The sequence below is a fragment of the Candidatus Brocadia sinica JPN1 genome (assembly GCF_000949635.1).
In the GTDB taxonomy this organism is placed as follows: domain Bacteria; phylum Planctomycetota; class Brocadiia; order Brocadiales; family Brocadiaceae; genus Brocadia; species Brocadia sinica.
Window position 1 is genome coordinate 4013820 of sequence record NZ_BAFN01000001.1, and the last position, 20761, is coordinate 4034580.

General features: G+C 45.5%; 14 protein-coding genes, 1 pseudogene and 1 riboswitch. Of the genes and pseudogenes, 2 read left to right on the forward strand and 13 right to left on the reverse strand.

Annotation, left to right across the window (positions count from 1 at the left end):
- Positions 1-32: 32 nt before the first annotated feature.
- The 6 genes from BROSI_RS18505 to BROSI_RS18530 form a co-directional block, all read right to left on the reverse strand.
- Complete coding sequence (locus BROSI_RS18505) at positions 33-1259, reverse strand: class I SAM-dependent methyltransferase (protein ID WP_082059324.1); 1227 nt, start codon at positions 1257-1259, stop codon at positions 33-35.
- A gap of 3 nt (positions 1260-1262) precedes the next feature.
- Entirely contained in the window at positions 1263-2525 is a 1263-nt protein-coding gene (locus BROSI_RS18510; RefSeq protein ID WP_052565518.1) for a glycosyltransferase family 4 protein, read from the reverse strand.
- Between the two features lie 46 nt (positions 2526-2571).
- Positions 2572-3855, reverse strand: a complete 1284-nt coding sequence (locus BROSI_RS18515) for a glycosyltransferase family 4 protein (protein ID WP_230400711.1) — start codon at positions 3853-3855, stop codon at positions 2572-2574.
- A gap of 58 nt (positions 3856-3913) precedes the next feature.
- The gene (locus BROSI_RS18520) at positions 3914-5947 is read right to left on the reverse strand and encodes an HAD family hydrolase (RefSeq protein ID WP_157842634.1); all 2034 of its coding nucleotides are present in this window, start codon (positions 5945-5947) and stop codon (positions 3914-3916) included.
- A gap of 46 nt (positions 5948-5993) precedes the next feature.
- The gene (locus BROSI_RS18525; RefSeq protein ID WP_052565523.1) at positions 5994-7298 is read right to left on the reverse strand and encodes an ABC transporter ATP-binding protein; all 1305 of its coding nucleotides are present in this window, start codon (positions 7296-7298) and stop codon (positions 5994-5996) included.
- A gap of 87 nt (positions 7299-7385) precedes the next feature.
- A complete protein-coding gene (locus tag BROSI_RS18530; RefSeq protein WP_052565525.1) occupies positions 7386-8252 on the reverse strand; it encodes an ABC transporter permease in 867 nt (288 codons plus the stop codon).
- A gap of 314 nt (positions 8253-8566) precedes the next feature.
- On the opposite strand from BROSI_RS18530, the gene BROSI_RS18535 reads away from it, so the two are divergent.
- Positions 8567-9967, forward strand: coding sequence for a hypothetical protein (locus BROSI_RS18535; RefSeq protein ID WP_052565528.1), 1401 nt, complete (start codon positions 8567-8569; stop codon positions 9965-9967).
- 65 nt (positions 9968-10032) lie between these two features.
- Here BROSI_RS18535 and BROSI_RS18540 read toward each other — a convergent pair whose 3' ends face one another.
- The 7 genes from BROSI_RS18540 to BROSI_RS18570 form a co-directional block, all read right to left on the reverse strand.
- A complete protein-coding gene (locus tag BROSI_RS18540; protein WP_052565530.1) occupies positions 10033-11262 on the reverse strand; it encodes a class I SAM-dependent methyltransferase in 1230 nt (409 codons plus the stop codon).
- Entirely contained in the window at positions 11259-12329 is a 1071-nt protein-coding gene (locus BROSI_RS18545; protein WP_052565532.1) for an NAD-dependent epimerase/dehydratase family protein, read from the reverse strand. The genes BROSI_RS18540 and BROSI_RS18545 overlap by 4 nt, the downstream gene beginning before the upstream one ends.
- A 1-nt stretch (position 12330) precedes the next feature.
- The gene (rfbF, locus tag BROSI_RS18550) at positions 12331-13104 is read right to left on the reverse strand and encodes a glucose-1-phosphate cytidylyltransferase (protein WP_052561157.1); all 774 of its coding nucleotides are present in this window, start codon (positions 13102-13104) and stop codon (positions 12331-12333) included.
- Between the two features lie 107 nt (positions 13105-13211).
- Positions 13212-14186 (reverse strand): glycosyltransferase family 2 protein, encoded by a 975-nt coding sequence (locus BROSI_RS18555; protein ID WP_200891794.1) that lies wholly within the window; start codon positions 14184-14186, stop codon positions 13212-13214.
- Between the two features lie 51 nt (positions 14187-14237).
- Positions 14238-17924, reverse strand: a complete 3687-nt coding sequence (locus tag BROSI_RS18560) for a LamG domain-containing protein (RefSeq protein ID WP_052565534.1) — start codon at positions 17922-17924, stop codon at positions 14238-14240.
- A gap of 36 nt (positions 17925-17960) precedes the next feature.
- Positions 17961-18037: riboswitch (cyclic di-GMP riboswitch) on the reverse strand.
- 611 nt (positions 18038-18648) lie between these two features.
- Positions 18649-19068 (reverse strand): carboxypeptidase-like regulatory domain-containing protein, encoded by a 420-nt coding sequence (locus BROSI_RS18565; protein ID WP_052565536.1) that lies wholly within the window; start codon positions 19066-19068, stop codon positions 18649-18651.
- 176 nt (positions 19069-19244) lie between these two features.
- Positions 19245-20000 (reverse strand): hypothetical protein, encoded by a 756-nt coding sequence (locus BROSI_RS18570; protein ID WP_052565538.1) that lies wholly within the window; start codon positions 19998-20000, stop codon positions 19245-19247.
- Positions 20001-20073: 73 nt separating this feature from the next.
- Here BROSI_RS18570 and BROSI_RS18575 point away from each other — a divergent pair.
- Positions 20074-20761: pseudogene (locus BROSI_RS18575) on the forward strand (hypothetical protein); the annotation flags it as partial.

A 20761-nucleotide genomic window follows, 5' to 3' on the forward strand; every position in this document is an offset into this window, starting at 1 on the left:
TTTTAAGCTCCGTATACTCTCCCAGCGGGAAATTAAACAGTGACAAGCTCTGCAGACAGTCCCATTCGGTTGAGATCCTGTCGTATTTCTTCACCATAAATTGGATTCATCGCAATAACAATGTCTGGTTTATATGTTTGTAAAAAGTCCGGGCCCACAATTTTTTGTCCCGTCCCTGGCATGTACATATCATGCTTATAAGGATTAATATCTACCGCAAATTCAATCTCGTCTTGAATACAAAGCGTTGTCAAAAAAGCAACACCCTTCGAACCAGATCCCCAAATGACAGTCCGCTGTTTGTTGTGTTTAATCTTTTGGAAGTAATGTTTCCATGTGTCCAGCTTATTCCGGTAGTTTTTTGCAAAATATGCAACGTCATTAGCCAGATCTTTGATATCGTCTTCCCGCGGCAGGGAAGAGGTTTGCTTTCCCTCGCATGGCCGGGCCTCAATCATCAGATATTGTTCCCCATAATCTTTCCAGATATCTGTGACATCAAAACTGCATTTCCTGAAAAGACGGGCTAATGATCCCATGCTGAAGTAAGAACAGTGCTCGTAATAGATATCCCAAAACGCCAGTTCACGCAAAACACGGGTTACGTCCGGAACCTGAAAAAAGACAATTGTATCCAGCCGGTTCCCGATCGAACGCCGTACCGTGTTGACGAAATCTGCCGTACGATGAATATGTTCCAATGTCATTTTGCAGCAGACAAAGTCGGCGTGGTAACCGGTATGTTTCTCCGAATAAAAGTCCTTTATGAAGGTAATCCGATCCTGCGCCAGGCTGGAATTACGTTCGTTTATATAACCGGGGTCAAATCCAACGCCACAGTTCTCACCCATTTCACAAAGCATTGTCAGAAACTCACCCTTCCCGCAGCCTACTTCAATAATAGTTTTATTATATAAATTATATCTTTCAATAAGATAAGCGGCCAGACGCCTGTGAAAAGCGTTAAATGTGGAGGAGAATCCCTGTGTTTCCTCATACCTCGATGAATATTCATGAACATCCGGATCAAAAGAGATGTTGAAAATGAACCCACAATTCTGACAAAACCCCAGCGCTATCTGCCCGGTAGGATAACTCATAGCCACTTCCCGCGTCGGCATAAGCAGCACACTATGAACCGGAACATTCTTCTGTTTGTAAAAGACCGATACCCCTTTTGAGTTACAGCATGGGCAAAATACTTCCTCCAGGACGCTTACTTCCGGCATGGCGCTCTTACTTTGGACTGATTGTTTCATTTTTTAATCCTTTGAATTGTGATTTTTCACGATGTCATGGAAAAGATCCCGGTATCGTTCTGCATAGAGATCAAGGGTAAATTCACGCTCGGCTTTTTCCCGAGCGCACCGAGACAAACGATAGTGGCGATTACTATCTTCTAACACCCAGGTAATCCCTTGAGCTAAATCCTCATATCGGTAAGGTTGCGCAAGATAACCATTCTGCAAATGCTCAATCATGTCAGGCATACCGCCGGCATTGAAGGCGACACAGGGCGTGCCGCAGGCGATAGACTCCAGTACCGTATTGGGCAAGTTATCGTACAGAGAAGGCGCAACGAAAATATCCGCGGCGGAATAAACGAGCGCCATTGAGGTTGCATCGCTCAGCTTGCCCAGGTAATGGGTCTTGATATTTACATCAATTTGGCTGTTTGGGTGAAAAAAGCCAAAAACAACCAACTCCATCTTATCATGCCATCCAGCCTTTGCCAGGCTTTGCAAAGCAGGCAAAAGCAAATGAAATCCTTTGCGGTATTCGTTATTCCATGCCCCGAAAAGGATGATCCGCTTCTCATGAGGTAAGCCAAGTATCTCCCGGGCTACGCGGCGGTCTATGGGCCTGTACTTTTTTATATCAATGCCATAGGGAATTACTTCGACACGCGCATCCTTGAAAAGAGAGCTAGATCTTGCGCATTTTGCCAGCCATGAACTGGGAGTAACAATAGTTAGTTTCAGTTCTTTCCATGCTTTGGCTTTGCGCCGCCATACCCAGCGCGATAGATCACGGTTTTTACTACTGTGAAGCCGGGGGCAGGCGCCGCAGGAAACGGTATAGAGTTCGCATTCTTCACTATAATGACATCCTCCCGTAAAAGCCCACATATCATGAAAAGTCCAAACCAAGGGTCTATTCAGCCTGGGGATAGTTTCTATTCGCATAAAGCCACTGCAAATCCAATGCAGGTTAATAACATCCGGATCGAACTGAGCCACCTTTGAAGGAATAGCATCAGGAAGCCACTGGGGAGAAAATAATGTACGGTCCCGATTGGGATAGAGTTTCAATGGCAAACGATCTAAGTTAGCGCCTCTTGCCAGCCAGCCAAGTTCCCTGACCAACATGGTTTTTGGCGCGACTGTAACTGTGTCATCATAAACGTTTTTCGTTTGCGCCAGGATTTGAGAATCCACGCCAATATCCCGTAAGCTTTGATGCAGCCGGTAAGCAGCGCCACCGGCGCCACCCTCAAGATAAGAACTAAGAATCAAAACCTTCATGCTCTCATTTTATCTATAAAAATACCCTTTGAGTTTTTAACTTCAATTAAGGAGGAAAACCCGCGCAAAGATTTTTGTAATGACGCAGGAAATTTTCAACCATCTGTTCGAAGGAAAAAAATTCTACCACCCGCTTTCTCCCGGACTTCCCCATGGATTGCCTCAAATCTTCATTAGAAAGGAGGCGAAGGATCGCTTCGGCTAAAGCATGCACATCGTTTCGTTCAACCAGGAGACCCGTCTTGCCATTTTCAACAGTTTCAACTATGCCACCTGATCGGGTGGCAACTACAGGAACTTCTACCGACATGGCCTCAAGGGGAGGCATCCCAAACGGCTCTTCCCAAACTGACGGAAAGATAAAAATATCTGCATTTCGATAATAGTGCAACAATTGTAAGTTTGGAACAACGCCGGCAAAGGTTACCTGCCTTGCAATATTTAATGATCCAAGCATATCTTGCAGATGGTGTGCGTAATTGTACGGGGAACTTCCGTCATAAAAGGAGGCTAATTCAGCAACCTTATCATCATTGCTCAAAGCAACGAGATATTCAAAAGGTAATTGTTTTTTTGGTCCAACAATCTCAAGGTGCGCTTGCGGATAACGCTGAACCACTCGTTGAAAGGCATTTAATAACACATGCACACCTTTTTCAGGTGATACCCTGCCAACGAACAACAATCGTTTGGCGTCGCTCTTCTCCGCTTTATTATGGTCATTTCTGGGGACGAAGCGATCACTATCCACGCCATTATGAACAGTCTCACAACAGCCGGAAAACCGGGGGAAATTGTGACGGATCTTTTGTGTAATATAGCCACTACAACCAATGATCAAATCGGCCTTGCTAAGCCGCCGCTCGATTATTGCCCGGTCGAGTTGCGTCAACCATTCACAATGCATGTGTAAGACAATTCTAATTCTGGGATTAAATGCCCTGATGACAGGAACAAACTGAGAAAAATTGATGATATGAACGATGTCGCATTGTTGCACCCTCAGGATGCTTCCTATCCGGGAAATATATCCCCGGTAATAGAGTTTGGATGCATACGGGGGTCGTTTGGCGTTAAAAAATCTTGAAAAACACGCGAGAAGTCTCTGTAGCGCTTTATCGAGGCCCACCGGTATACGCTGATAGCGCACCCCCTGTTCACATGTCTCTTTCTTTCGAAACCACCCCCCTTTTATGTAAACCGTTACTTCACAAGAACGGGCCAAGCGGCGTGCAGACTCATAAATCAAAATCCCTATCGAATTATGATTGGGGGGGAGGACTTCATCGAAAGGCTGAGTTATAAAAGCTATCTTCATTTTTCTTTGCATCTTTTTCTTCCCCTGTTCTCGCGTAACAAACAGCAAGAACTTAGCACAAACGGAACGCTCAGCAGATAATTTGCTTTGCCAGGATCAGAACTTTGCGGCGAATCAAATGCTTCAGAGGTCTGATTGTGCACCGTAATGTATGCGAAACGAAGAGAGCAGTTTTCAATGCTAATCGAACAAGTGGTGGTGTTAGCAGAAGGGCTCCCTCATGCCATATTGCCGGGTGGTCATGCATCGCTTTGCTGGCACGGAAAGAGTTGACAATATGTTTCCAACGGTATCTTTCGGCTAAATGAACCATGTAGCTATCTTTACCAAACCCAATCTCAACAGGAAAATCAGCAAAAGCCTTTACTTCCGGAAGAGAAGGTTTTAAGCAGAAGGCCTTGAGCGCTTCAGCAGTGGCGTTATGGACGTCTGCATCGACATTGATCAGCCTCGAATCGAGCAATAGATTTTCGGTAAAACAGTAAACCGTTTTCTGTATCATCAAAAGACCCCATTCCAGTAACGGTTGATTACCATTTTCTTTTAAAACCGGGCGTACTTCCTTACCTTCTTCCTCGAAGCCAACCACTGTTCCATGATCTGCGGAACAGAACGCTTCCATCCATTTTAACAACCCGTAACGGGGAAAAATGTCAACGAATCCCAGTCCAAGACGTTCATCAAAAAAATACGCCTCCCGTCGGTCAAGTTGGTTACCCAGGGGGTTTTTTCTCAGGCCAAAATAGAAACCGTGGGGTAGCTTTTTGCCCTCGGCGGTTAAAATCCTTTCCAAAGAATCCTGGAGGCTCCCAAGCCAACCTACGTCAACCATTCCCCAGTCAACGGTGTCTAGCAATCCTTCCTGACTCAGATATTTAAGAATTACCGATCGCTTTTGAGACGCTCTCTGTAAAATGAGTTCATGCAGCCTGCGATCCTCCAGCAGTAAGTCACTGATCGCGGAGATTTCTTTGCCAGGTAAATTCACAGACCATCTTTTTTCTGTGATTCCAATAGAGTTCAGGTTCTCTTTAATCTCTTCCGGTTTAATGCAAACGCGGGACAGCACATTCCGCACAGTGGGAAATCCAGTTAGATCCCATATCCAGGCTAACTGTTCTTGATCGATACGGGTTATGGCTGGTAGATTCCATGATTGCCTGCTTCCGTAAAGATACTGTAGTTTACAGGCAATATTCAACTTGTTTATAAGCCTGCGTGCAATTCCAAACAGAATCTGGCCGTCTCTGGATACGAAACAAAGCCTCTTCAAGCGCAGTTGTTGAGCGCGGCGCAGTATCCAGAGGACATAACCAACAAGCAGTGGCGCTATCACACCTGCGGCGACGTCGCGCAGGATCTCTTCTTTCAGGGACTTCGCAGGAACCGTTAACCGCGCCAGCTTCGATGCGCCAGCCATGGCGGAAGATAATCCCTCCGTCTCCCGGATGTGGGAATCGAGGATTAGTTCATAGCGATTCGGGTTGCCATCCAGGAATGGTTCAACATGAAGTCCGATATGTTTTGCAATTTGAACATCGGCGTCGGGATGATTGCCGCAATGGACTATGGACTCAGGAGGAACTCCTTCACGGCATAACAACTCACGGAAGAGTTTACCCGATCTTTTCGATTTTCCATATTCACAGGATACATAACATTCATCGCCATCCATCCATAAGCCATGACGTGACAGTTGTTTTTGAATGAACGCGGAGGATAAATACATATCGGAAAGGAACAACACGCGTCGGCCATGATTGCGGGCGTTCTGTATGCGATCTCTTGCCCCGGGTACCGCTCTAATCACCTTAGCCTCCAGCTCGCACTCAAGATTCATCAACCGGAGAGAATATTCTTCCGTCAGCCCTAAGGAAGTTTGAACTTCTGCATAAATTTGACGCAGAGACACAGCGCCATCCTCTGCATTTTTCGTTGCGCGACGCTCGGCATCAATACGGACACAAGCAAAAGCTTCAGGCGTGCACCCAATCAACGACATGTTTTTCAGTATTCGGCCTAACAAGAGAAAGACAGCGGATGGCGTTCCAACGGCACGAGTTATGACGGTATCAAATACATCAAAAGAGGCTATTCGTTGCATACTTTTTGCTCTGTACGAAATCATCTTGCAGCAACTATCGTTGTCATTATCCTGAACAGGCGCCTGCAATCCTGGTTACCTTCGGTTCTTTGAACCGGATTGATCCCCAACTTGGATACCACTCTGACATTACCCCATCTTCCCCCTCAGACGCCATTACCTCAAAATATAAGACATCATTGATAATATCAAATTCCGTGCGCTTACTCAGGTAATTACCCTTACCTATCGCCAAATTACAATAGTACATACCTCTGGCAAGTCCGAGATCACGTAATTCCATCCTGAATGTGGCCACCTCACCTTTTTTAATTGAGTGAATCTCGGGACCAAGCACATTTCCCACCGGCGTATTGTCTGCGCGATAAATGCTCATACTAAAACGAAACTTATCAACAGATTCGTTGCCTCGCACTATAAGCCGCACTTGTATCTCAGCATCAGCCGGCACAAGCGTTGTTTGATGATTCTCCAATTCTACGGTGAGAAATTCTACCTGGCGGGAAAGGTCCCGGTATCTTCGGGGAGTGTTCTCCACATTATAGACAGTGGTAGAGCAATTTACCAAAGCGCTCATATAGTGTTTGACGACATCAGCAGTTTTCCCCTGAGAGACAAGTTTTCCCTTGTGCAGTAATAAACTTGTGCGAGTAAGTTGTTGCACTGCCGCCATGTTATGACTTACAAATAAAACCGTCCGGCCCTCCTTCACCACGTCACTCATCTTTCCGAGGCATTTTTTTTGAAATGACGCATCTCCTACCGCCAATACCTCATCGACGAGCAATATCTCCGGCTCCAAATGGGCAGCTACAGCAAAGGCAAGACGCAGATACATTCCGCTTGAGTAGTGCTTTACAGGAGTATCAATAAACTTTTCTACTTCAGCAAAGGCGACTATTTCGTCAAACTTATTGTCGATTTCAGTCCGTCGCATGCCCAGGATTGCTCCATTCAGATAGATATTTTCACGGCCGGTCAACTCTGGATGAAATCCTGTCCCCACCTCAAGCAATGACCCCACCCGGCCATGAATCTCAACTTTGCCTTCCGTCGGTTCTGTGATACGGGAGAGGATTTTCAGAAGTGTGCTCTTGCCGGCCCCGTTGCTTCCAATAATGCCAACAACTTCCCCTTGTTTTATCTCAAAAGAGATGTCTTTAAGCGCCCATATTATTTCATCCAATTCTGCCGCGCCTGCAGCCTTGCCCCGCAATAAGTTGCCCGCCCGCCGAAATGGCCCTAAAAAAGCGTCCGATATGGTGTCGCGGAGGGTTTTATACTTCTCCTGCCTCCTGCCGATATGATACAACTTGCCGAGTTGTTCTACAGATATTGAAATATCACTCATTTACGTTATACCTTCAGCAACTTTAATAGCGTCGCGGCAATTCGTAAATTGCCGCTACCAGGTCGGTTTGAAATTCCTTTGCCTGACTTATACCAGATCCGCAAAATATTTTTCCATCCGGCGAAAATAGAAAATCCCACCTGCCAGCAGAGATAATGCGGCGAATGAAGAAACGACGATGATCGGTCCCGGCGCTGTATTTGTGCCCAATAATGCCCAACGGAACCCCTCCACCACACCAACCATGGGATTAATTCCATAAAGAGTTTGCCAGGGTTTCGACAGCAGGCTACTTGGATAAGCAATGGGTGTTGCAAAGAGCCATAGTTGGGTTAAAAAAGGTATTATATAACGCACGTCACGGAACTGTACATTCATTGCAGAAAGCAATAAAGATACACCGAGAGACGTAACGAATGCTAATAGCAACAAGAAAGGGAGCCAAATCAAATTAATCGTGGGCACATATCCATAATAGAACAGCATACCGGTTAACATAAAAAACGCCAGGATAAAGTCAACAACTCCCGATAACACTGTTGCAATCGGTATTGCCAGGCGCGGAAAATATATTTTTTTAATAAGATTGGAGCTGGCTACCACGCTGTTTGATGCCTGACTCAGTCCGTTAGCAAAAAAGGTCCATGGTACCAATGCGGTGTAACTGAAGATTGGATAAGGTATGCCGTCTGACGGCACTTGAGCAAGTCTTCCAAAGAAAAGGCTAAACACCATCATGGTAAAAAAAGGCTGTATAATTGCCCACGCCGCTCCCAATACGGTCTGTTTGTAACGGACCTTAATGTCACGCCAGGCAAGGAAGTAGATTAATTCACGATATTCCCATAATTCATGTAACTTAAGCGAAACCCATCCCCTGGAAGGAGAGATAATGATAGTAGGCACGCTATATTTTTTGCCTTCTTCCCCGATATGATGGTTATCTGTCTTCATCTATTTTTTTATGCGTATGTGATTAATTTTCTCTGGGATTAACGTGACGCAAAAATTTACATAATAAAATATCATAACTCATATCATAATATATAGCAAGGGGTAAACCATCATGAATAAACCGATCAGGAGTAAGTTCTCTAAATCTTTGGAAACTTGTCTTTATTGCAAATATTGTTTCGTTTCCTTATCTCAAACCAGATAAATCTGTTGACAACAACACATCGTCTGTTAATATATCGGCTTTTATGCAAGTTTTTTTAACAAAATAATGGCATTACATTCAATAAAATTGTTTCAAGGAAAAGGCAAACATGAGAAAAGGTTTCTGGAGAATGATGGGTGTTCCTCTCTTTATTCTAGGACTGCTCTATACCACCCAGGTAAAAGCAGACGCCCCCGCTATTCATATCTGGTATGGCCATCATCAAGTTTTTGGGCGTTTTGGCCTCCCACAGCGCTGGGTCAATATCCTTGGCAACGTATCAGACCCGGATGGAATAACCTCGTTAAATTACTCACTAAATGGCCGGCCTGAACAGCCTCTTTCTCTGGGACCCGACAAGCGCCGTCTCGTTTCCCCTGGCGATTTCAATATCGAAATCGCATACGCAGACCTCATAATCGGCCAAAATCAGGTTGTCATTAAAGCCACAAATAGTCTTGGCAATCAGACCATTGAGACGGTAACGGTTGAGTGCACAAAAGGAAACGCCTGGCCTCTGCCATATGCTATAAACTGGAGTTCTGTGGAAAAAATACAAGATGTGGCCCAGATTGTCGACGGGTTGTGGTTTTTAGATAAAAATGGCATCCGTACGCACCCGGATCATGTTGGCTATGACCGCATTGTAGCCATTGGTGATATGCGTTGGACCGACTATGAGGTTACTGTCCCGGTTACGATTCACGCTATTGATGAATCGGCTTTTGACTCGAGCACAAGCGTGGGCCCCGGACTTGGCGTTCTTTTCCGCTGGCAGGGACACACAAATTTACCCGTGGTTTGTCCGCAACCGCACTGCGGTTGGGAGCCAGCGGGAGGTTCAAACTGGTATGAATGGAAAAGGAACCAGCGCAATCTGTTGCATATTCACGCCGGGCCTGGCAATCCACCAGACAGCCCTAGCCCCAGCACCGATACACACCAGTTTGAAACCGGGCATACCTATTGGTTTAAGGCAAGAGTGGAAACAATACAGGCCGGCAGCTTATATAGTCTCAAGGTGTGGGAAAAAGACGTAGAGTATGAGCCCATAACTTGGAACATCCGGAGACTAACTACCTCGGCCAACCTGTCCAGGGGTTCTTTTTTGCTCATTGCACACCACGTAGATGCGGCTTTTGGCAATCTAACGGTTGTACCGCTGAAGCCTCAAACACACTGGATACTGGTTACCAAACTCATCAGTTATTTATCCCATTCGCCCCTTTTTCTTGCTTCTTTTGCTGGAGTAATCCTGTCCTTAATATACAAGAAACGCTTTCCCAAAGTGTCACAATCGACCCTCATTGCAATGGTTATGCTCTTTATCGTGTCACTGGGAGGTACGTACGTAAATTTACAATTGCCCGGTATACTGCACGGACATGGGTGTAGTAGTCGCCGGATATTGATTATCGTGGCGGCAAGCGAATTTATCCAGTCTTTTATCATTGCAACATCATGGGGTCTCCTGTTGATTGCTGCCTTTCGGAGGCGGCGTGAAAAATGAAAAGTGTAAATCGTAACGTGTGATAATTTTAAAGGTGAGAATACCCCGAATACACCCCATGAGTTCTAAACAATGGCGGGATAGGGAATGGGAATGATGAATTTACCGCCACGCCTCCGGTATTCCTCTTGTTGCTGCAAAATTTCTTCCGAAAAATTCCAGGCAAGCAACAATACATAATCCGGCATGTCTTCCAAAAGCTTCGCGGGTGAAAAGATGCGCAAGCGATTGCCCCCCATATAGCGTCCATGCTTGAATTTGTTCATGTCCACCACATAATCCACAAGTTTTTTATCAATTCCGCAATAATTCAACAACGTAGTCGCCTTCGCCGCCGCTCCATAAGCCGCAATTTTCTTCCCTGCCTGTTTCAGATCCCGTAACAGATTACACAAAGAATTCTTTATCTCCTTTACCTGGTCTGCGAAATTGCGATAATACTCAACGCGATGAATTCCCTTCTTCCCCTCTTCATTCAGGAGCAAACGGAAAGATTCACCTGCGGCCGCGCGGTGTCCGATAAACAATCGCAACGATCCTCCATGTATTGGTACGCGCTTTATTTCATTAAGAAAAAGAGAATGCCTTCTCAATAATTTATCCAATGCAGTTACGGAAAAGTAGCAGAGGTGTTGATGGTAAATCGTGTCAAATTCGCAATGTTCAATAAGGTCAACTACGTAAGGCACTTCTATCACCGCTGTGCCTTCCTCTTTCAAGAGAATTCGAATGCCTTCCACAAAGCCATTAAGATCCGGCACGTGAGCCAGGACATTGTTGGCGAGAAAGACATCGGCCATCCGTCCCTCTTCCCGAAATTGCCTGGCCAGATCCTGCCCGAAGAATGTACAAAGCGTTGGGATACCGGCTTGCTGCGCCGCCCCGGCTGGTCCCATGGCCGGATCAATTCCCAGAACAGGAATCCCTTTTTCTACAAAATTTTTCAGCATGTACCCGTCGTTGCTGGCTGCTTCAACAACCAGACTGTCCGAATTCAAATGATGTGACTGTATTATAGCCAGCGCGCTTTCCCTGAAGTGTTGTAGCAGCGCCTTCGACACGGAAGAAAAATACGGGTAATCCCTGCAAAAGAGAATCTCGGGCGAAACCGATTCCGTTATCTGCACCAGGGAGCAATCAGGGCAAAATACCAGATCAAGAGGAGCCGTCAACTCCGGTTCTTTTAATTGTTCTTCCGTTAGCAATGCATCGGCCAGAGGTGTCCGGCCAAAAGACAAAATTGGTTCCAGGTCTTTCCCCCCGCAGGATCTACAAGCTATTTTTGTTTGATTCATGTGTAGCTCTTCTCTTTTCTTGATGTGTTTGCTGTGGCTTCCTCTTTTTTCCACCGGAGTGTCTCATCCAAACTACCCATGCTCAGCAACTTTTTAATGTGGCCAATGCGTTTGTATCTCGGCCCTTCAAAATCTTCCAGGGACAATCCGGTCTTCTTGTACGCCGCATACAATTGAGCCGCGCCCCTGCGCGCGTTCCATTGAGGCTTAAATTCCGGCAGCATACGGGCCAGTTTACTGCAATCAACACGATAGCAGCGCTTATCCGGTCCTGCGTCCTCGGCGTATTCAATATGGCATCCCGGCACTGTTTCTTTGACGATCTCCGCAATCTCCCTAATTTGATAATTCTCCCCATTGATGCCAACATTAAATGCCTGGTTATGCACGAGTTCCCTCGGCGCGCCCAGCGCCGCTATAAAGGCATGGGATATATCTTCGATATGGACAATAGGGCGCCAGGGGGTGCCGTCGCTCTTAATGTATACACGACCGGTAGTAAATGCCCAGGCGACCAGATTGTTGAGCACAAGGTCAAAGCGCAGGCGCGGCGATACCCCATAGGCTGTTGCATTACGGAGAAATGTGGGACTGAAGTCTGCATCCGCCAGCTTTGCCACCTCCCCCTCAACAAGCATTTTCGAGATACCATAGGGAGTAACCGGATGAAATTCTGCTTCTTCAGTCACCATATTCTCGCCCGCAACGCCATAGATGCTGCAAGACGATGAAAAAATAAAGCGCTTAATTCCAGCCTCTTTCGACAATTTAGCCAGGCGCACCGATGCAGTATGATTAATTTCATACGTTAATTCCGGATTCAAATCACCGAGCGGATCATTTGAAAGACCGGCAAGATGCAACACGGCGTCAAACCCATCAAGATCGGACAACTCAACATCCCGGATATCCTTTTTTAACGATGGGATGTTCTGAGTATCATCTCCAAACGTGCATTGTGCATAGAGATCGCTGTCCAGCCCCACCACCTCATGCCCCGCAGCAATAAGCATCGGCGTCATAACGGCGCCGATATAACCGTTGTGTCCTGTTACCAATATACGCATGCTATTCCCTCCAGATTTTCCAGGGCGCATTACCCTCTTGCCAAAGACTTTCCAATAATCTCTTATCACGCAACGTATCCATGCATTGCCAGAAAGATGTATGACGGTATGCCATTAACTGGCCGTCTTTCGCCAGTCTTTCCATCGGTTCTTTCTCCCACTGCGTGTCATTACCGTCGATATAATCAAATACCGTTGGCTCCAAAACAAAAAAAGCCCCATTAATCCACCCTTCGCTCGTCTGTGGCTTTTCGGAGAATTCCACCACACGATTGCCATCCAGCTCAAGATGACCAAACCGCGCAGGCGGCCGAACGGCAGTTAACGTAGCATACTTGCCGTGAGAGCGATGGAAACTGAGCAGATCATGCAAATTTACATCGGAAACCCCATCCCCCCATGTCAGCATAAACGTCTCGTTTCCCATGTATGGAGAAAGTTGCTTGATACGGCCACCCGTTAGCGTCGGTATGCCGGTGTCAACCAGATCGATTGTCCAATCTGTTTTCGCTGCACTATGGACCTTTACCTCCCCGCTACCCAAATGAACAGTCAAATTGCTGTTCAGTGAGCAATAATCCACCATATATTTTTTAATCACCTCCCCCTTATAACCGAGGGCAATCACAAAGTGTTTAAAGCCGTAATGAGAATAGTGCATCATAATATGCCAGAGAATCGGCCGGCCACCAATTTCTACCATCGGCTTCGGCTTTACCTCTGTTTCTTCAACGAGGCGGGTGCCAACGCCTCCAGCAAGAATGGCCACTTTCATAGAATGTCCTCCATCGTTTCTTCCCTCTATTTACCGGTTTTATTCCAGGCGACGGCCATAGGAATAGAATCAACACGAAATTCCGGAGCTTATCAGCGAATCATTGTTCATTTTTGCAAAAACACCCTTTTTGCTTTCCACAGAAAAATCCAAACCGCGGACCTGACGGCCATTATCAAATCTTTCAGCAACCACTGCCAGTTAAATTTCATCCCTAACCATTGCACCATGTGCAGATAACAACGCGCACGCTCATACCGGTTTAATGAGGCGCGTCTGAGCGACCTGAGATACTCTAAAAACCTTTTCCAGTGCGGAAATGCCACCTGTCTCTCTTTTGCCGGGTCAAACCACGCTGCGCGTGAGTAGAAAGAGACGTGCCTTATTGAACGTTGTGGATGGTCTCTTGAAAAGAAGAGCCGCTCAGGAATTTCATAAAATCTATTTATGAGACCAAGTTCTACCAACAAATTTCTGTCCGATCCGGTAAAGTTGCCGATAAGAGACGTCATTTTAAGGGCGCTTGCCCGAATTAACCCGAAAATCTGATAACAACCATGAAAGATACAGATAAGATCATGAAAACGTTCGTTCGGTTTCGACGAATCCGTGTTCAATTTCACATCGTAGTTCCTTAAAAATTTCCCATGTTCATCAATAATCTCCGTCCGGGGATAACACAGGACCACGGAAGCATCATGGTCGAGCACCTCAACGCATCTCAATAAAAAGTCTGGGGTTAACAGGTCATCATGGGCTGCCCATTTAAAATATTCACCCGATGATAACTCAAAGACCCGGTTAAAATTCCTGGCAGCTCCGAGATTCTTTTCATTTCTATAGTAACAAATGCGCCTGTCTCTGGCTTCATAGGCCTTACAAATTTCTTGTGTTTTATCGGTAGAGGCATTGTCAGAGATGATCAGTTCAAAATCTGAATACGTTTGGGAAAGAATTGAATCTATCGCCTCTTCAAGGTGCATCTCGCCATTAAACACGGGTAAGCCTATGCTTACCCGTGTTTTATTTTTACTCGTCATTCCTTTGTTAATTACAACCTTCTCCCTTCCAACCCCTATCAATTCATTTCCGTTAGGCCTTTAAGGAGCATTATACTAAATTTTCCAGGGAATTCAATAACCGATGCTATTGTACAAGTCTTGTACCTCCTGGTCGCTTAAGGGTTTATTGTAAAGGCGGACTTCGTCGATCTTGCCATTAAAATAACCATTATTAACCCTCGAGTACCCTATTCTCATATCAGCATAAGATGTCGATGGCACGATTGTATTACCGGCGGGATGGAATTTTGTATCAACCAGCAGGCCACCCACATAGAGCCTCTGTTCTCCCGTTGTCTTGTTGTATGTCCCTGCAACATGATACCACTTGCCCACTGAATTGCTCAAGTCCTTTACAGCAGTTTTCTGTGTTTTCTTCCCATTCCCATCCTGCGTCACAAGAATAAATTCAAGTCTATCAGGTGTGGTATTGTAAAATCGCACATCAAACCCCTCCTGAAGTTGCACATCAGAATTCCATTTCCATGCGCCCAAAATGGCATCAGCAGCCTTTTTATCATTTACGGTCTTGTAGAACCATGCAGCAATGGAAATTTCGTCCTGATTTGTCCGTGGAACTGACACGAAATCATTAATTCCATCAAAATTCAATGCCTTACCGTTTTTACCCGTTGTCCATGTTGCCCCCGCGATGGCGCCATCGTTACCATTGCCGGATGAATCTGTGGCGACCAATCCGCTTCCTTCATCGAACGTATAGCGGGACTGCATGCCATCGCTAACGGCATTATACAAATCTTGCACTTCCTGGTCGCTCAAAGGTTTATTGTAAAAGTAGACTTCGTCGATCTTGCCATTAAAATAACCATTATTAACCCTCGAGTACCCTATTCTCACATCAGCATAAGATGTCGATGGCACGATTGTATTACCGGCGGGATGGAATTTTGTATCAACCAGCAGGCCACCCACATAGAGCCTCTGTTCTCCCGTTGTCTTGTTGTATGTCCCTGCAACATGATACCACTTGCCCACTGAATTGCTCAAGTCCTTTACAGCAGTTTTCTGTGTTTTCTTCCCGTTCCCGTCTTGCGTCATAAGAATAAATTCAAGTCTATCAGGTGTGGTATTGTAAAATCGCACATCAAACCCCTCGCGAAGTTGAATATCTGAATTCCATTTCCACGCACCCAATATGGCATCAGCATCCGTTGTGTCATTTGCATTTTTATAAAACCATGCAGCAATGGAAATTTCATCATGGTTCAGAAGGGGAATTGATACAGAATTGCTGGCGCCATTAAAACTTAATCCCTTTCCTCTCTTCCCTGCCGCCCATGTAGCACCGTTGATCGCACCGTCGTTACCATTTCCGGACTTATCTGTAGCAATTGTCCCGGTCCCCTCATTGAAAGGATAGCATGCCTGCAGGCCGGTGCCGGTGTTCGTTTCCAACTTCTCAACGGTAATTGTATCTGTCCCTGTGTTGTTTGCCCCATCAGTGACTGTAACGGTAATTACATTATCACCTGTCGATAAACTTATACCGGAGATAGACCAACCGGTCGTTCCGCTGGCCGTGCCGCTTCCCCCCTTGTCGCTACTCCATGCCACCTTGCTTACACCGCTTGCGCTGTCTGAGGCGCTTCCGCCTAGAGTGATCGTGCCACTCGTTGTTGTATGAGTGGTATTGGATGTAGGACTCGTGATTGTTATCAGTGGAATAGTTGTATCTAAAGTGATTGAGTCGCTGGTTGTGTTTGATACATTCCCGGCGGCATCCTTATACCAGGCATATACCGTCTTGCCGCCGTCCCCGGCGCTTAGGTTATACGAAACGCTGGCATGAAAAGCAGTAGTGGATGATACCATAGTCCATTCTGCGGCCGATGCCAGAGGAACCGTTGAATCCATAGAGAGATAATACCCTGTCACCCCCACATCATCAGTAGCCGATAAATCCAGGGTCACGGCAGTGGATGTGGTATAGAAGTCGCCATTGTTGATGTTTACGGAACAATTTGGCGCAAGAGTGTCCGGTGTAATAAGGGACATTTCACTCCCGTATGCGGTCCCTGCGCTGTTCTGCGCCACCAGCCTGTAGTAATACGTCTTCGCTGCCGACAAGCCGTTTATGCCTATGCTTATTGCTGTGTCGCCTGAACTGCTGACACCCTGCGCCGATGACTTGCTGCCATATGTCCCGCTTATTGTGCCATACTCAAACCATGCTGTAGTTGATAAGCCATTGGCATTCACTGTGCCTCCCAACGTAGCGGAATTTGACGTCACATCGGTCGCTGACCCCGTCACAACCTTTGGAGGTATACCGGTTGATGTTGATACTGTAAAAATATATCCCCTCCCCTTCACCTGACCATTGGTTGCATCGACATCAATACTAACCCCACTCTTTAACCTTATTTCATCGCCAACTATTGCAACATCGGCGCTCCCATCCCCGGACTCAATAAAGTATCCATCGGCACGTTGTACCCCGGTGACCGTCTCACCCGCATTGAGTTTTACCACGCCGTTTTTCGTCACAAACACCACAAAGAGTTTTCCTGTCTTCGGCTGACGTGAATACATGACATCGCTGCTGGCATAACTCTTTGTGCTCCGATACACACTGCCATCCCATGAACGATCGGTGAGAGGAACATTATTTAAATTGTCCCAATTCGGCAAACACCGTATGAGTTTAAGTCTGGGATAGACTTCCGTGATGTTCTGAAAGCTCGGCATATTTCCCGTGCCGCCGAACCGCAGGAACCAATTATACCATGCCCTGTTGATACCAGCATTGGCCGCATAAAGACGATTTTCATACTCGTCGACACTGTTGGGCTGACTGATGCCCATCATATCTTTCGTAATAGCCAATCCTGAATTAAAAATAGCGCTATCATCTACAAATTCCGTACTAGAGCTTTCCTGTGAAATCATATCAGGGGTTAATTCATCTTTGTCTGTACGATCTTTTATCTGATTTATCCATCCCCAGTACACATCATATGGCTCTACGATCCATTTAGCATTAGGAAATTCAGCCAGCATTCTTGCCTTCAATTGTTTGAAAAAAGCAGCTTTCCCATCTTGATATGTTGCATATTCATGCGTTATAGTTCCGTGTAGTAAACCAGACTCTGTCCCCGTCCAATTGGATAAGTAAGTTACTTCATTATCTCCATTTATCCAATTAAAAAAATAACCATCAAGAGCAGGCTCATCATACATATGTCCGGCAAAGGTAAATGGCAAGCTTACATCTTCATAGTCATGGCACATAGCTATAACTCCCTCAACAACCATATCGATAACCGCCTGTTGCTGAAAATCCCAAAGTGGATTAAATTCCGTTGATGTGCCCTGAAACCAGCCCGTTGCTATATTGTCCGGAAACGGATCATAGCTCTTCCACGTCATATACTGATTGTAAAAATCTCGTTCTGCTTGTGAATAAGATTTTGTAATGTTTATATTCCTATCATATCCCATACTCCTAATCAGCATTTTATCAGGGTTAATGAAATAAAATTTAAAACCTGAAAAGGCTTGCTTGCCTTTATAGGTATCAGGGGAGGCATAGATACCGGATTTTATGTTTATAGAATCATACCCCATCTGCCTTGCATATTTTGCGCCACTTTCTGCTGATCCATCTACAGTAATACCATACCAACTTTTCCATGTATCATTCGCTGAAACCGTAGATATTAGCCCTGTTTCAAACAAGAAAAACACTTGAGTGAATACTAAAAACACATATCCTAAAAAAGTATTTGTAATTTTCATAAGTACTTCTCCCAACAAAAGATTTACTAAAACAAATATGGCAGCCTGGCATTCTTCATTGAAGACCCATAGCTTTGCGTCCCAATCTCACGATTGGTTTGCCTTTTTCAAATTTGCCACCTCTTTTGTAGGTCTAGCAAATTTGTTAATCCATTCCGATGCTCAATCACCTCGCTTTCTCAATAATTAAGTGTGGATTTAGTATCTTTAGTCGTTAGATGGTAAAATTATCGGCAGATTTGTTAAAATATTTAGTGTTTGAGCGGAAATTCGTCTGATAGGCGGGTGATGTCCTGGATATGAAGCGTGGATTTGACGAGAATAATCCGTACGATAATTTGGCGTGACTATCGGGGAATCAGGAAAAGATAGGGTGAAAGCTGTTTGAGGTAAGACGGCGAGACAAGGAGCCGAGACTGTTTTTGTATGACGTAACGACGGTAACCAAGCCGTAGATAGAGGCGTTGCAGATAAAGCTGCCAGAGGTATTACCGAGCCGGAACATAGGATAGTCACGAGAAAAAAGCTTCTTAATCAACGAAAAGACCAAAAGACTAAGGCTTTTCACTGCCTTTTTATTTTCCACTTCGGAGTGAACATCGTTCTAATGGTTCCCTTGGTCCGAGGATGAAGCGTATCTTGGCTGCAGTGAAGTTGATGGAAGTTATGGGTTAGGTGCGGGGCTAACTACGGGAAGGTCGTATAATTTAAAAATATACATCATCTAACGTATGCGAGTGTCTATGTGAATATCAAGGTGTGTCTCTTTACCTTTGATAATAGTTACTACGGTAGGTAAATCTTTTGTCATTTCTGATGATGAAGGGAGCATTTCAACGCGATAAGTCCCGCCAGGCAAGGTGATACTGTATCTGCCATCATTGTCAGTCGCTACGGTCTCTACAATCTTTCCTGATAAGGTCATGACCACAATTTTTACATCTATAGCCGGTTTTGTTTGAAGGTTCTCATCTTTACTCATAGGTGAAATTGGACCTCGTGTTACGACACCCACTAACTTTCCGCTTAATGTCTCTTTTTTTTCATTATTTCGCAAAGTATTGCCATAGTCTTTAACACAGCTAAAAACAAATGCCATCATTGCCACAGTTATGAATAGCCTGAACTGAACTGAGCTGATCATATCGATTGATTTTCCTGGTTTTACGTTCTGTGCCTTATCGCAGAATGCATATAAGTATCTATTTTATCAGTGTTTATCTAAGTGTATCTGTAAACATTTGGTAAAAATAAAAAAGGGGGGAGACTTGTCACTGCTCCCCCCTTTATGCAACAACGATCTAATCTAGAAATCATCCCTTAGAAACCAATTCTGACTATCCTCGAACCCCATGTAGTGGGATTAATGATTGTTTCATTGACAAGCCAGGCACGGAGTTGATTTACAACGATTGGATCAACAGTAACCGCTGAGTAATCACCCCATCGATAACTAGTATAATATGTAGGACTTGTGAAGGCTGCTACACCGCCGCCTATATTTAGGGGATCAAAATTCCTTCGGCCAGAGAGCCTTACTTGGGCGTTTGTGCCCGTGCTAGGATCATTTGATGTCCACGTTACAAATACATCACCAAAGTCATTTGCTGCAATCGAGGCATTCCAGTCATTGGACAAACCAGCCGCAAAGAAGGAATCGGCTACGGTAAGTGTGCCCATCCACCAATCGATCAGATACCAAACGGGTGTAGGTAATCCGCCCAGATCAACTGTGTGGACTTGATAGAGCTGATGACCCATCTGGGTGCCTGCGTTAACAAAACGGCAATCCAGGGTGTCGAGCACAGCAGCAGTACCGGGTTGGGTGGCGGAAGGTGGTATGAAGAAATCAGGAACATCTACATAATACGGCCCGAGTAAAGTGGTATATGCTGGATTTTCTGCATTTTGCAGGTAATAAAGGTATAATCCCGTATTATCAGTAAATGGATCTGCAACTGCTAAAGTTGCCCACTCATCCTGGTCACGCACTAAGGGTGGCGCAATGGTTCCTAAGAGACCACCCCAAAATGGGATGCCAAGACCTAACCCGTTGTATGCGCGAGCCTTTGACATAGTGAACAAAGCTGATCCAATATAAAAAGGATCAAAAAGGTATTCACGTCAGCCGAAGACAGGAAAACTCTTTGTGGTGTTTGTGACGAAAAACGGCGTGGTAAAACTCAATGCGGGTGAGACGGTCACCGGGGTACAACGTGCCGATGGATACTTTATTGAGTCCGGGGATGGGAGCGCCGATGTTGCAATAGTTGGCGATGAAATAAGGTTAAAGAGTGGGGTTAGTATTGATGTCGATGCAACCAATGGTCAGGTGAAGGGGAGGGGATATATTTTTACAGTATCAACATCAACCGGTATACCTCCAAAGGTTGTGACGGGGTCAGCGACCGATGTGACGTCAAATTCCGCTACGTTGGGAGGCACAGTGAATGCCAATGGCTTATCAACTACAGCATGGTTTGAGTATGGCACAATAAGCGGGACATATGGCAGCAAGTCATCGGCGCAGGGTGTCAGCAGTTCAGGCGACACAGCAATAAGCATAGGCATAAACGGCTTGTCGGCAGCGAAGACGTATTACTACAGGCTGGTGGCAAAAAACAGTTCCGGAACCAAATACGGAGGTGAAAGGTCCTTTACTACTAATTCCACAACAACCAATCTTGCCCCCAATCCTGGCTTTGAAACAGACCCCATGGTAAATTACTTCACTGCTGGCAAAGGAACATTCACCTGGACGACAGATGCCGCACATGGCGGAAGTCGATCCCTTAAAATAGTTTCCGGCCAATCAATCGGAACATTTGCGCGCTGGA